Annotated in this window: 10 protein-coding genes; 9 read left to right on the top strand and 1 reads right to left on the bottom strand. The window is 72.5% G+C overall.

Annotated features, from left to right (window positions below):
* Positions 1–11 precede the first annotated feature (11 nt).
* Positions 12–1,634 (top strand): acetolactate synthase, encoded by a 1,623-nt coding sequence (locus H0524_RS08975; RefSeq protein WP_180198227.1) that lies wholly within the window; start codon positions 12–14, stop codon positions 1,632–1,634.
* Between the two features lie 6 nt (positions 1,635–1,640).
* Here the strand turns inward: H0524_RS08975 and H0524_RS08970 are convergent, their stop codons facing one another.
* A complete protein-coding gene (locus H0524_RS08970; RefSeq protein WP_180198226.1) occupies positions 1,641–2,063 on the bottom strand; it encodes a PLD nuclease N-terminal domain-containing protein in 423 nt (140 codons plus the stop codon).
* A gap of 64 nt (positions 2,064–2,127) precedes the next feature.
* On the opposite strand from H0524_RS08970, the gene H0524_RS08965 reads away from it, so the two are divergent.
* The 8 genes from H0524_RS08965 (at position 2,128) to ligA (ending at position 13,125) form a co-directional block, all read left to right on the top strand.
* Entirely contained in the window at positions 2,128–2,541 is a 414-nt protein-coding gene (locus H0524_RS08965; protein WP_180198225.1) for a hypothetical protein, read from the top strand.
* A gap of 180 nt (positions 2,542–2,721) precedes the next feature.
* The gene (locus H0524_RS08960) at positions 2,722–3,501 is read left to right on the top strand and encodes an electron transfer flavoprotein subunit beta/FixA family protein (RefSeq protein WP_180198224.1); all 780 of its coding nucleotides are present in this window, start codon (positions 2,722–2,724) and stop codon (positions 3,499–3,501) included.
* Between the two features lie 14 nt (positions 3,502–3,515).
* Entirely contained in the window at positions 3,516–4,475 is a 960-nt protein-coding gene (locus H0524_RS08955) for an electron transfer flavoprotein subunit alpha/FixB family protein (RefSeq protein ID WP_180198223.1), read from the top strand.
* A gap of 155 nt (positions 4,476–4,630) precedes the next feature.
* Complete coding sequence (locus tag H0524_RS08950) at positions 4,631–7,339, top strand: HAD-IC family P-type ATPase (protein WP_180198222.1); 2,709 nt, start codon at positions 4,631–4,633, stop codon at positions 7,337–7,339.
* A gap of 112 nt (positions 7,340–7,451) precedes the next feature.
* Positions 7,452–8,627: a cysteine desulfurase family protein gene (locus H0524_RS08945; RefSeq protein WP_180198221.1), complete on the top strand. Its 1,176-nt coding sequence runs from the start codon at positions 7,452–7,454 to the stop codon at positions 8,625–8,627.
* A gap of 145 nt (positions 8,628–8,772) precedes the next feature.
* On the top strand, positions 8,773–9,846 hold the full coding sequence (gene mnmA / locus H0524_RS08940) for a tRNA 2-thiouridine(34) synthase MnmA (protein WP_180198449.1): 1,074 nt from the start codon (positions 8,773–8,775) through the stop codon (positions 9,844–9,846).
* A 52-nt stretch (positions 9,847–9,898) separates the two neighbouring features.
* Complete coding sequence (locus H0524_RS08935; RefSeq protein WP_180198220.1) at positions 9,899–10,906, top strand: methionine synthase; 1,008 nt, start codon at positions 9,899–9,901, stop codon at positions 10,904–10,906.
* A gap of 83 nt (positions 10,907–10,989) precedes the next feature.
* Positions 10,990–13,125 (top strand): NAD-dependent DNA ligase LigA, encoded by a 2,136-nt coding sequence (gene ligA / locus H0524_RS08930; RefSeq protein ID WP_180198219.1) that lies wholly within the window; start codon positions 10,990–10,992, stop codon positions 13,123–13,125.
* Positions 13,126–13,159: the final 34 nt, after the last annotated feature.

The raw sequence follows: 13,159 nt of genomic DNA, 5'->3' as shown, positions 1-13,159 counted from the left end.
GGGAGCTGGTCATGTCGGAGCGGATCGAGGGGCACGGTGGGGCGCTCGCGCTGGCGGCGCTGCGGGCACACGGAGTGCGGGAGATGTTCACCCTCTCCGGTGGGCACGTCTTCCCGCTCTACGACGCCGCGCACCAGCTCGGGTTTCCGATCTATGACGTCCGGCACGAGCAGTCGGCGGTCTTCGCGGCCGAGGCGGTCGCAAAGCTGCAGCGCCGCCCCGGCCTCGCCGTACTGACCGCCGGACCGGGCGTCACCAACGGCATCTCCGGGTTGACCAGCTCCTTCTTCAACGCGTCACCGATCCTGGTGCTCGGTGGGCGAGCACCACAGTTCCGGTGGGGGGCGGGCAGTCTCCAGGAGTTGGACCACCTGCCGTTGGTCGCCCCGGTGACCAAGCACGCCGAGACGGTGCTGCGCCCCGAGGACATCCCCCGTGCGGTGGGTGCCGCGTTGACCACGGCGCTGACCCCGCACCGTGGCCCGGTCTTTGTGGACCTCCCCCTGGAGGTGGCCTTCTCGGTGGCCGACGCCGACCTGCCGGCCGTCGCTCCGATCGAGGCGATCGAGGCGGACCCGGCGGAGGTGGCGAAGGCCGCCGACCTGATCGCCCGGGGTCAGCGACCCGTGCTCATCGCCGGCTCCGATGTCTACGCCGGCGATGCCGTTGCCGCGCTGCGCGCGGCGGCCGAGGCCCTCGTGGTGCCGGTCTTCACCAACGGTATGGGCCGGGGCGCGCTGCCGCCGGAGCACCCGCTCGCCTTCACCAAGTCCCGCCGGGTGGCGTTGCAGCAGGCCGACGTGGTGGTGGTCGTCGGCACGCCGCTGGACTTCCGACTCAACTTCGGTGACTTCGGCGCCGCGGCGGTGGTACACGTCGTGGACGCGCCGGGTCAGCGTGCCGGGCACCGCCAGCCGGCCGCCGCCCCCGCCGGTGACCTGCGACTGATCCTGTCCGCCTTCGCCGACCACCCCGGCGCCCGCGCCGACCACACGGAGTGGGTCGCCGAGTTGCGGGCCGCCGAGGATGCCGCCCGGACCCGCGACGCCGCGGAGATGGCCGCGGAGACCGACCCGATCCGGCCCGCCCGGGTCTACGGCGAACTGCGCCGCGTGCTGGCCCGGGACGCGATCACCATCGGCGACGGTGGCGACTTCGTCTCGTACGCGGGTCGGTACCTGGAGCCCGCCCAGCCCGGCACCTGGCTCGACCCCGGTCCGTACGGCTGCCTCGGCACCGGGATGGGCTACGCCATGGGTGCCCGGGTCACCCACCCCGACCGGCAGATCTGCGTACTGATGGGGGACGGCGCGGCTGGCTTCTCCCTGCTGGACGTGGAGTCGTTGGTCCGGCAGCGGTTGCCGGTGGTGATCGTCGTCGGCAACAACGGCATCTGGGGGCTGGAGAAGCATCCGATGCGGGCGCTGTACGGCTACGACGTGGCCGCCGACCTCCAGCCGGAGCTCCGTTACGACCAGGTGGTCCAGGCGTTGGGCGGTGCGGGCGAGACCGTGACGAGGGCCGCCGACCTTAGGGCGGCACTGCGGCGGGCCTTCGCGGCCGGGGTGCCGTATCTGGTCAACGTGGTGACCGACCCGGCTGACGCGTACCCCCGGTCGTCGAATCTCGCCTGAGGCGGGTCAGGCCTCGGGTCGCTTCTGCTCACCGTCTCCGCGGCGCAGGTCGTCCTCGCGGCGGCGCAGGTCCTCCTCCCAGCGGCGGAAGAGCTCCCGGTCGGCCTGGCTCTGGGTGCGTTCCTCGACCGAACGGAGAAACTCGGGGTCGTCGTCCGGTGCGATCGGGCGGTGCCGGCGCCCGGTGAGACCGTAGCCGGCCGGCCGGCCGGCACCGGGCCGTCCGGCCCCGGGCTGACCGGCTCTGGTCTCGCGGCCGGCGACGAACCAGGCGATCGAGCCGACCAGCGGGAAGAAGAGGATGATCAGCACCCAGGCGATCCGGGGCAGGGCGCGGATGTCGCCCTCCTCGGCCGAGAGACAGCTGATCAACGCGATGACGGCGAGGACGACCTGCGCGAGGAAGAGGAGAACGTACAGCCGGGCCATGACACCATCATGACGTACCCGTGGTTGTTGCCACACCCCACGGCGGGCGCGACATTTACACTCCGTGATCATGGAGCAGCGGTTGACGGCCGAGGAGCGGCTGACCCTCAAGACGGGCGCCTTCGGCGCGGTCGTCCTTGTGTCAAATGTGGAGCCCGGGGTGCTGGCGCTGGTTCGGGAGAGCTTCGCTGCCTCCGCCGCGCTGGCTGACTCCAGTGGGGTGGTCAAGGCGGTGCTGACCAGTGGTCCCCTGCCCCGGCTGCCGCGCGATTCGGAGCTGGAGATCGAGTCTGTGGTGCTGCCGGCGCTGACCCGGGCGGTGGCGATCCTGCGGGAGAAGTCGCCACCGGACGTGCGGACCTACCGGGAGGTGGTGTTGGCCGCCGCCGACCAGGCGGCCGGGGCGCACCGGGGGGTCACCCCGCGGGAGACGGCGATGATCGAGCGCATCCGGGGTGCGCTGGTGGAGCCGGTCTGAGTCGCTCCGGTGAGCTGTGTCACCATACGGGCCCCGGGGGCGGAAGCTACTTGTGGGTAACATGGCGTCGTGGTCAACCGCACAGCGTCCGCGGTTGACCGCGCGTTGAGTTACGCGGGAGGCTGCGCCCCATACCGGGCGAGCGAATCGCATCAACCACAGGAGGGTCGTCGAAGCGCGATGAATATCGTCGTACTCGTCAAGCAGGTGCCCGATTCGGGCGCGGACCGCAACCTGCGTACTGACGACAACACCGTCGACCGCGGTTCGGCGAACAACGTCATCAACGAGATGGACGAGTACGCCATCGAGGAGGCGTTGAAGATCAAGGAGGCGCACGGCGGCGAGGTCACCATCCTGACCATGGGGCCCGACCAGGCGACCGAGTCGATCCGCAAGGCGCTCTCCATGGGGCCGGACAAGGCCGTACACGTCCTGGACGACGCCCTGGCCGGCTCCTGCGCCGTGACCACCTCCAAGGTGCTCAGCGCCGCGCTCGGGCAGCTGAACGCCGATCTGGTGCTCTGTGGTGCCGAGTCCACCGACGGCCGGGTCCAGGTCCTGCCGCACATGATCGCCGAGCGGCTCGGCGTCGCAGCGCTGACCGGTGCGCGGACGCTCACCGTCGACGGCGGCACGCTCACCATCGAGCGGCAGACCGAGGAGGGCTACGAGGTGATCACCGCCGAGACGCCCGCCGTGGTCTCCGTCTGGGACACCATCAACGAGCCGCGCTACCCCTCCTTCAAGGGCATCATGGCCGCCAAGAAGAAGCCGGTGCAGACCCTGCCCCTGGCCGAGGTCGGTGTCGCCCCGGCCGAGGTGGGCCGCGCCGGCGCGACCAGCGCCGTGCTGGAGCACAGCAAGCGCCCGCCGCGCTCCAGCGGCACGAAGGTCACCGACGAGGGCGCCGGCGGCACGCAGCTGGTCGAGTTCCTCGCCACCGAGAAGTTCGTGTGAGAGCAGGTCTGGACATGTCTGAGGTTCTCGTCGTCGTCGAAGCCACCCAGGAGTTCGGCGTCAAGAAGGTCACCCTGGAGATGCTCACCCTCGCCCGTGGCCTGGGTACGCCGAGCGCGGTCGTGCTCGGCGGCCCCGGCGCAGCCGAGGCGCTGAGCGCGAAGCTGGGTGAGTACGGGGCAGCGAAGATCTACGCCGCCGAGAGTGCGGAGATCGACGGCTACCTGGTTGCGCCCAAGGCCACCGTCCTGGCCGAGTTGGTGACCCGGGTGCAGCCCGCCGCCGTGCTGCTCGCCTCCGCCCAGGAGGGTAAGGAGATCGCCGCTCGGCTCGCGGTGAAGCTCGACAACGGCATCCTGACCGACGTGGTCGGGCTGGATGCCGACGGCACCGCGACGCAGGTCGTCTTCGCCGGCTCCACCATCGTCAAGTCCAAGGTCACCCGGGGCCTGCCGCTGGTCACCGTTCGGCCGAACTCGGTCACCCCGGAACCGGCCGCGGTCACCCCGGCCGTCGAGCAGCTCACCGTCTCGGTCCCGGCCGCCGACAAGCTCGCTCGGGTCGTCAACCGGGTCGCCGAGCAGAAGGGCAGCCGTCCGGAGCTGACCGAGGCGTCGGTGGTGGTCTCCGGCGGCCGTGGGGTCGGCACCGCCGACAACTTCAAGCTCGTCGAGGAGCTGGCGGACCTGCTCGGTGGCGCCGTCGGCGCCTCCCGCGCCGCCGTCGACTCGGGCTACTACCCGCACCAGTTCCAGGTGGGTCAGACCGGCAAGACGGTCTCCCCGCAGCTCTACGTCGCGCTCGGTATCTCCGGTGCGATCCAGCACCGGGCCGGCATGCAGACCTCAAAGACGATCGTGGCCGTCAACAAGGACGGTGAGGCGCCGATCTTTGAGCTCGCCGACTTCGGCGTGGTGGGCGACCTGTTCAAGGTCGTACCGCAGACCGCCGAGGAGATCCGCAAGCGCCGGTGAGCTGACTGACTCGTCGGCCACGACCAGCGCCGGGAACCCCACGGGTTCCCGGCGCTGGTCGTATCGGCGTCCGCGCACCGCCACCCCGCCAACCTGCGAGGATGGCCTGCGTGCCCCGTACGCACCGCGGCCGAGGCGGGGAACGAGGAGCGCGGATGCCGAGGACGCCCGACCGGGGTCACCACGCGTTGGCCCTGCCCGAGGTCGTGCTGCTGCTCGAGACCGACACCGAGCGTGGCCTGAGCGACGCGGTGGCGGCCGACCGCCGGGAGCGCTTCGGGGCCAACGTCCTGCCGGCCGCCAGTCGCGGCGGCCTGCCCCGCCGGCTGCTCCGCCAGTTCCAGAACCCCCTCGTGTACGTGTTGGTGGGCGCCGGCCTGGTCACGCTGCTGCTCGCCGAGTACGTCGACTCGGTCGTGATCTTCGGTGTGGTCCTGGTCAACGCCCTGGTCGGGTTCCTGCAGGAGTCCAGGGCCGAGGCCGCGCTGGAGGCGTTGCGGTCGATGGTGCGGACCGAGACCCGGGTGGTCCGGGATGGCCAATCGCGGCGGGTGCCGTCGGCGGAGGTGGTCCCCGGGGACCTGGTGCTGGTCGAGGCGGGGGAGAAGGTCCCCGCCGACCTGCGCCTGGCCCGGGCCGACGAGGTCAGGGTCGACGAGTCGACCCTGACCGGTGAGTCGCAGCCGGTCCGCAAGGACGAGGTCGTCGTCCCGGACGGGACCCCGGTGGCCGATCGTCGCAACGTGCTCTACTCCGGCACGCTTCTCACCGGCGGCTCGGCGGCCGGTCTGGTCACGGCCACCGGGGCCGAGACGGAGCTGGGTCGGATTCATCGCCTGGTCGGCAGCGCCCAGGTGCTGGACACCCCGCTCACGACCAAGCTGGCCCGATTCAGCCGGCTGCTCACCGTCGTGATCCTGGTGCTCGCCGGGGTGGCCTTCGGAGTCGGCATCCTCCGGGGGGAGAGCGGCAGCGAGATGTTCACCGCCGCCGTGGCGTTGGCGGTGGGGGCCATTCCCGAAGGGCTGCCGGCGGCGGTGACGATCACGCTGGCGATCGGGGTGGGGCGGATGGCCCGCCGGCGAGCGGTGATCCGGCGGCTGCCGGCGGTGGAGACGCTGGGCAGCACGACGGTGATCTGTACGGACAAGACCGGCACCCTGACCGAGAACCAGATGACGGTACGGGCGCTCTGGACAGTCGCCGGCCGGTATGAGGTCACCGGCAGCGGATACCGGCCCGCCGGTGAGCTCCGGGGTCCCGACGGCGAGGCCGCCCGGATCTCCGGTGCCGGGGCGCTGCGCTGGTCGCTGCTCGCCGGGGTGGCCTGCAACGACGCCCGGCTGGTCGAGCGGGACGAGGAGTACGTGGTGCTCGGCGACCCGACCGAGGGCGCGATGCTGGTGGTGGCGGCCAAGGGCGGCCTGTGGGCCGCGGCGGTGGCCGAGGAGCTGCCCCGGGTCGAGTCGATCCCGTTCACCTCGGAGCGGCGGTTCATGGCGACCCTGCACGACGCCGGGGACGGCGGACGGGTGGTGCTGGTCAAGGGCGCGGTCGAGCGGCTGGTGGAGTGGAGCGTCGCGGCGTTGGACGAGCAGGGGCAACCGGTGCCACTGGACCGGGACGAGGTGCTGGCCGCCGCCGAAGCGCTCGCCGGTGAGGGGCTACGGGTGCTGGCCACGGCGCAGGTGCGGCTGGACGGTGCGGCCGAGCTGGCGGAGCAGGAGTTGCCGGGCAGTCTGGTCTTCACCGGTCTGCACGCCATGCTGGATCCGCCCCGGGCCGCGGTCGCCGATGCGATCGCCGCCAGCCGGCGAGCCGGAATCTCGGTGAAGATGATCACCGGTGACCATCAGCGCACCGCGCGCGCCATCGCCGGTCGCCTCGGACTGCTGGCCGCGGAGCCGGGTACCGGTGCGGTGCTCTCCGGCGCCGACCTCGCGCGGCTCTCGCCCGCCGACAGCCCAGCGGCGGTGGACCGGGCGGCGGTCTTCGCCCGGGTGTCGCCGGAGCAGAAACTGCGGCTGGTGGAGGCGTTGCAGGCCGATGGGCAGGTGGTGGCCATGACCGGGGACGGTGTGAACGACGCGCCGGCCCTGCGGCAGGCCGACATCGGGGTGGCGATGGGACGCAGCGGCACCGAGGTGGCGAAGGAGGCGTCGGACATCATCCTCACCGATGACGACTTCACCACGATCGAGGCGGCCGTCGAGGAGGGGCGGGGCGTCTTCGCCAACCTCACCAAGTTCATCACCTGGACGCTGCCCACCAACGCGGCGGAGGGCATGCTGGTCCTTGTCGCCATCGTGCTCGGCACCGCGTTGCCCATCCTGCCCAGCCAGATCCTCTGGATCAACATGACCTCGGCGGTGCTGCTCGGGCTGACGCTCGCGTTCGAGCCGAAGGAGGGCGGGATCATGTCCCGGCCGCCCCGGAATCCGGCCCAGCCGCTGCTGACCGGCGCGCTGGTGGTGCGGATTCTGCTCGTCTCCGCACTGGTCGTGGCCGGTGCCTGGTGGGTGTTCGAGTGGGAGCGCAGCGGTGGCGCGGAGCTGGCGGAGGCCCGTACCGCGGCGGTGAACCTCGTCGTCGCCGTGCAGATCTTCTATCTGTTCAGCTGCCGGTCGTTGCGCCACTCGGCGTGGCGGCTGGGGTTGTTCACCAATCGCTGGCTGATCGGTGGGGTGCTGCTGCAGGCCCTCGGCCAGGTGGCGCTCACCTACCTGCCGGTGCTGAACACGTTGTTCCGGACGGCGCCCATCGGCCTCGGAACGTGGCTGCGGATCCTGGGTGTCGCCCTCGTGGCCGGTGCCGTCGTGGCACTCGACAAGCGGTTCGGCTGGTTCGGCCGCCGGCTCGGCTGAGCAGCGCCGGCTCGGTTGAGCTGCCGCGGCTTGCCCACCCGGTGCGGCGCGGTTCTTCCCGGAAGCCCGCCGGCTTCCGCCTGACGCCGATTCGGTCGTTAGGCTGGCCCTGATGGTTTATCTGGATCATGCGGCGACCACTCCGATGCTCGACGTGGCGTTGGAGGCGTACGTCGCCACCGCGCGCGAGGTCGGCAACGCCTCCGCCCTGCACGGGGCGGGCCGTCAGGCCCGCCGCCGAGTGGAGGAGTCGCGCGAGCGGGTGGCCGCCGCGTTGGGTGCCCGCCCCGCCGAGGTGATCTTCACCGGGGGTGGCACCGAGAGTGACAACCTCGCGGTCAAGGGCATCTTCTGGGCCCGCCGGTCCGCCGATCGCCGGCGGACCCGGGTGGTGTCCAGCGCGGTGGAGCACCACGCGGTGCTCGACGCCGTCGACTGGCTGGCCGCGCAGGAGGGCGCCGAGGTGAGCTGGCTTCCGGTCGATGCCCTCGGCCGGGTCACCCCGCAGCGGCTGCGCGCCGAGTTGGCCACCGCCGCCGACCAGGTGGCGGTGATCACGACGATGTGGGCCAGTAACGAGGTGGGTACGGTCCAGCCGGTCGCCGAGTTGGCCGCGGTGGCCGCCGAGCACGGGGTGCCGCTGCACACCGACGCGATCCAGGCGGTCGGTCAGGTGGCGGTGGACTTCGCCGCCAGTGGCGTCTCGGCGCTGACCGTGACCGGGCACAAGCTCGGCGGGCCGGCTGGGGTGGGCGCCCTGGTGCTCGCCCGGGACGTCGCGGTGACCCCGCTGCTGCACGGCGGCGGCCAGGAGCGGGACGTCCGCTCGGGGACCTTGGACACGGCTGGAATCGTCGCTTTCGCGGTCGCCCTGGAGACGGCGGTCCGACACCAGCAGGAGTACGCGGCCCGGGTCGCCGCGCTCCGGGACGATCTTGTGACGCGGGTACGGCAGGCGGTGCCGGAGGCGGTGCTCAACGGGGATCCGAACGATCGCCTGCCCGGCAACGCCCACTTCTCCTTTCCCGGCTGTGCCGGCGATGCGTTGCTGCTCCTGCTCGATGCGCAGGGCATCGCCTGCTCCACTGGCTCGGCCTGCTCGGCGGGGGTTGCCCAGCCGAGTCATGTGCTGCTCGCGATGGGCGCCGACAGCGCTCGTGCCGGCTCCTCGCTGCGCTTCACGCTCGGTCACACCAGCACGCCGGAGGAGGTTGACGCGCTGATCGCGGCCCTGCCGGAGGCGGTCGACCGGGCCCGGCGGGCCGGTAGCCTCCGCGCCTCGGGCTGACCCCACCGCCGCCCGGCGGCAGTGGTTCGCTCCGTGGGCACCCTCCGGGAGAGCGGCGCGCGCTGGGTTTGGGGGCGGCGGCCAGGGTGGTTACGCTCGTCCGGGCACCACCGCGGTGCCGGACGGTGTGGAGAAGGTGGTCGGGGTGCGGGTGCTGGCGGCGATGTCGGGCGGCGTGGACTCCGCGGTCGCGGCGGCGCGGGCCGCCGAGGCGGGGCATGACGTGACCGGGGTGCACCTGGCGCTGGCCCGCAACCCGCAGACCTATCGCACCGGCGCCCGGGGCTGCTGCACGCTGGAGGACTCCCGGGACGCCCGGCGGGCCGCCGATGTGCTCGGCATCCCGTTCTATGTGTGGGACATGGCCGAGCGGTTCCAGGCCGACGTGGTGGATGACTTCGTCGCCGAGTACGCGGCCGGCCGTACCCCGAATCCCTGCCTTCGCTGCAACGAGAAGATCAAGTTTGCCGCGGTGCTGGACCGGGCCGTGGCCCTGGGCTTCGACGCCGTGGTCACCGGCCACCACGCGCGGCTCGGTGTCGACGGCTTGCTGCGCCGTAGCGTCGATCTCGCCAAGGACCAGTCCTACGTGCTCGGCGTGCTCACCCGCGAGCAGCTGAGCCGGTCGATGTTCCCACTGGGGGACTCGACGAAGACGCAGGTCCGAGCGGAGGCGACCCGGCGCGGCCTGGCGGTGGCCGACAAGCCGGACTCGCACGACATCTGCTTCGTCGCCGACGGGGACACCCGTGGTTTCCTCGCCCAGCGGCTCGGTGCGGCGCCCGGCGACGTCGTTGACGGCGCCACCGGCGAGGTGGTGGGCCGGCACACCGGTGCGTACGCCTACACCGTCGGGCAGCGGCGCGGGCTGCGCCTGGACCGCCCGGCCCCGGACGGTCGCCCCCGCTACGTCCTGTCGATCACCCCGAAGACCAACACCGTGACGGTGGGCCCGGCCGAGGCGTTGGCGGTGTCCCAGGTGCAGGCGGAGAGCCCGGTGTGGATCGGCGGACCCCGACCGACCGACCCGGTCGAGTGCGAGGTGCAGTTGCGCGCGCACGGTGACGTGGTGCCGGCGACCGTGGCGGTGACCGGCGACGGGCTCCGGGCCGAGCTGCATCAGCCGGTCCGCGGGGTGGCGGCCGGTCAGGCGATCGTGGCCTACCGCCCGGACCCGGCGGGCGACATCGTGCTCGGCTCCGCCACCATCGCGGTCTGAGCCACCCGGGTGGCCCGGCGGCGGTCGTCCGTGAATCCGCTAGTCTTCGACCGTGAATGATCAGCCGTGGCCGTGGCCCGCGGGTGCGGCGACCGGGGTCGGGTCGCTCCCCGGCACCGACATCGCGGAGGCGCAGCGGATCGTCCTCGGTGAGCTGCCCCTCCTTCCCCACCTGCCCGAGTTGCCCGCCCGTGGCCCGGGCGCGGAGCTGATCGGCCGGACCGCCGGGTTGCTGGTGGAGCTGCCGGTCGAGCTCTACGCCGCCCGGTGGCGCGTCGCCTCCCGCCCAGGTCGGGACCGGCGCCGGGCCCGGGACCTGATGGAGCGGGATCTGGACCAACTCGCCGCGCAGGCCGAGACGTACGCCGGGCCGGTCAAGGTCCAGGTCGCCGGGCCGCTGACCCTGGCCGCGGCGGTGGAACTGCCGATGGGCGGCCGGTTGGTACGCGACCCCGGCGCGGTGCGGGACCTGGCCGGCTCCCTGGCCGAGGGGGTACGGGAGCACGTCGCCGCCGTCGCGCGTCGGCTACCGCGGGCCACGGTGCTGCTGCAGCTGGACGAGCCGTCGTTGCCGGCGGTGCTCGCCGGGCGGGTGTCGACCGAGAGTGGGTTCGGGACGTACCAGCCGGTGGAGCCGGGCCGGGCCCGCAGTCTGCTGCGCGAGGTCGTCGCCGCCGCCGACGTACCGGTCGTGGTGCACTGCTGCGCCCCGGACGTGCCGCTGGAGCTGATTCGGGAGGTCGGCGCGGTCGGTGCGGCCCTCGATCTCGACCTGGTCACCGACCTGGATCCGCTGGGTGAGGCGATCGACGCCGGGCTGGGCCTCCTGGCCGGTGCCGCGCCCACGCGACCGGCGTCGGGCGGCAACGCACCGACGTCGGCGCAGGTCGCCGAGCGGGTCCGCCGGCTCTGGGACCGCCTCGGGTTCCCCCGTCGGCAGCTCGCCGAGCAGGTTGTCATCACGCCGGCCTGCGGGTTGGCGAACGCCACCGGCGGGCACACCCGAGCGGTCCTCACCGCCTGCCGGGACGCGGGACGGCGGTTGAGCGAGCAGGGGTGACCGGCGCGGGCGGGTGCCCGGCCCACTGTCTCACCGCCCCGATACGGTTCCCGGGGTAGTGGGAAGAATGGGAGGTCAGGGCGATGTCCGAGGATGCCATCGGTCAGCAGGTTCCTGCGGCGCAGGAGGCGGCGGCCGGCGCGGAGCCGACCCCGGCGGCGCGCGAGCGGCATGCGACGCTCAGCCGGGAGCTGACCGAGCACCAGTACCGCTACTACGTGCTCGACGCGCCGACCATCTCCGACGCGGCCTTCGACGAGCAGCTGCGGGAGCTGGCGGCGCTGGAGGCGGAGTTCCCGGCCCTGCGTACGCCGGACTCGCCGACGCAGCGGGTGGGGGGCGCCTTCTCCACCGACTTCACCCCGGTGGCGCACGCCGAGCGGATGATGTCGCTCGACAACGCCTTCTCCGACGAGGAGCTGGCGGCCTGGGCCGAGCGGGTCGAGCGGGATGCCGGTGGCCCGGTTCCCTACCTCTGCGAGCTGAAGGTGGACGGCCTCGCGATCAACCTGACCTACGAGCAGGGGCGCCTGGTCCGGGCGGCCACCCGCGGGGACGGCCGCACCGGCGAGGACGTGACGGCGAATGTCCGCAGCATTCGGGAGGTGCCGGGGGAGCTGACGCCGTCGGCCGAGTTTCCGGAGATTCCCGGTTTCCTCGAGGTGCGCGGTGAGATCTACTTCCCGGTCGCCGGCTTCGCGGATCTGAACGCCGGGCTGGTCGAGCAGGGGCGGGCACCCTTCGCCAACCCGCGCAACGCGGCCGCCGGCAGCCTGCGGCAGAAGGATCCACGCGTCACCGCGTCCCGGCCGCTGCGGCTGGTCGTGCACGGCTTCGGGGCCCGCCGCGGCTGGGCGCCGAGCACCCAGTCCGAGTCGTACGCGGCGTTGCGGGCCTGGGGGCTGCCGACCAGCGATCGGTGGCGGGTGGTGCCGGGGCTGGCCGGCGTCGCGGAGTACATCACGCACTATGCCGCGCACCGGCACGACGTCGAGCACGAGATTGATGGCGTGGTGGTGAAGGTTGACCCGGTGGCGATTCAGGGCCGGCTGGGTTCGACCAGCCGGGCACCGCGTTGGGCGATCGCGTTCAAGTACCCGCCGGAGGAGGTCAACACCCGGCTGCTTGATATCGACGTGAACGTCGGGCGCACCGGCCGGGTCACTCCCTTCGCGGTCCTGGAGCCGGTCCGGGTGGCCGGGTCGACGGTGGCGCTGGCCACCCTGCACAACGCCCGTGAGGTGGAGCGCAAGGGGGTGTTGATCGGCGACACGGTGGTGATCCGGAAGGCCGGTGACGTCATTCCCGAGGTGCTTGGCCCGGTGGTCGAGCTGCGCCCACCGGAGGCTCGGCCGTTCGTGATGCCGAGCCGGTGCCCGTGCTGCGACACCCCGCTGGCGCCGGCGAAGGAGGGCGACATCGACATCCGTTGCCCCAACACGCGTAGCTGCCCGGCCCAGCTCCGGGAGCGGGTCTTCCACCTCGCTGGGCGGGGGGCCTTCGACATCGAGGTCCTGGGCTACAAGGGGGCCGCCGCCTTGCTCGACGCCCAGATCATCACCGATGAGGGTGATCTGTTCACTCTCGACACCACGCAGTTGGCGCGGTCCCCGTTCTTCGTCAACAAGGACGGCAGCCTCGGCAGCAATGCGGTCAAGTTGCTGGAGAACCTGGCCGTGGCCAGGGAGCGCGAGCTCTGGCGGGTGTTGGTGGCGCTCTCCATCCGGCACGTCGGCCCGACCGCGGCGCAGGCCCTGGCCCGGCACTTCCGGTCGGTCGAGGCGATTGACCAGGCCGGGGAGGAGGAGCTGTCGGCTGTTGAGGGAGTCGGGCCGACCATCGCGGCGAGCGTGCGGGAGTGGTTCGCCGTGGGCTGGCACCGCGAGGTGGTGCGGAAGTGGGCCGAGGCCGGGGTGCGGATGGCGGAGGAGGCCGTCGAGCAGGGGCCGCGCCCGCTGGAGGGGGTGACCGTGGTGGTGACCGGGACGCTCGCCGGCTTTTCCCGGGACCAGGCGGCCGAGGCGATCAAGTCCCGTGGCGGCAAGGTCACCGGCTCGGTCTCGAAGAAGACCGCCTTTGTGGTGGTCGGTGACAACCCTGGGACGAAGGCGGAGAAGGCGGCGAGCCTGAAGGTGCCGGTGCTGGACGAAGAAGGTTTCGCGGTGCTGCTCGACGCGGGACCCGAGGCGGCTCAGGCGGTGGCCCGGGTCGAGGGCTGACCGGCGGCCGTGGGCGCGTATACCAACTTAATTA

It is taken from the genome of Salinispora sp. H7-4, assembly GCF_013416675.1.
In the GTDB taxonomy this organism is placed as follows: Bacteria; Actinomycetota; Actinomycetes; order Mycobacteriales; family Micromonosporaceae; genus Micromonospora; species Micromonospora vitiensis.
The sequence above is the reverse complement of the archived record's forward strand: the minus strand, read 5'-3'. Positions and strand labels throughout refer to the sequence as shown.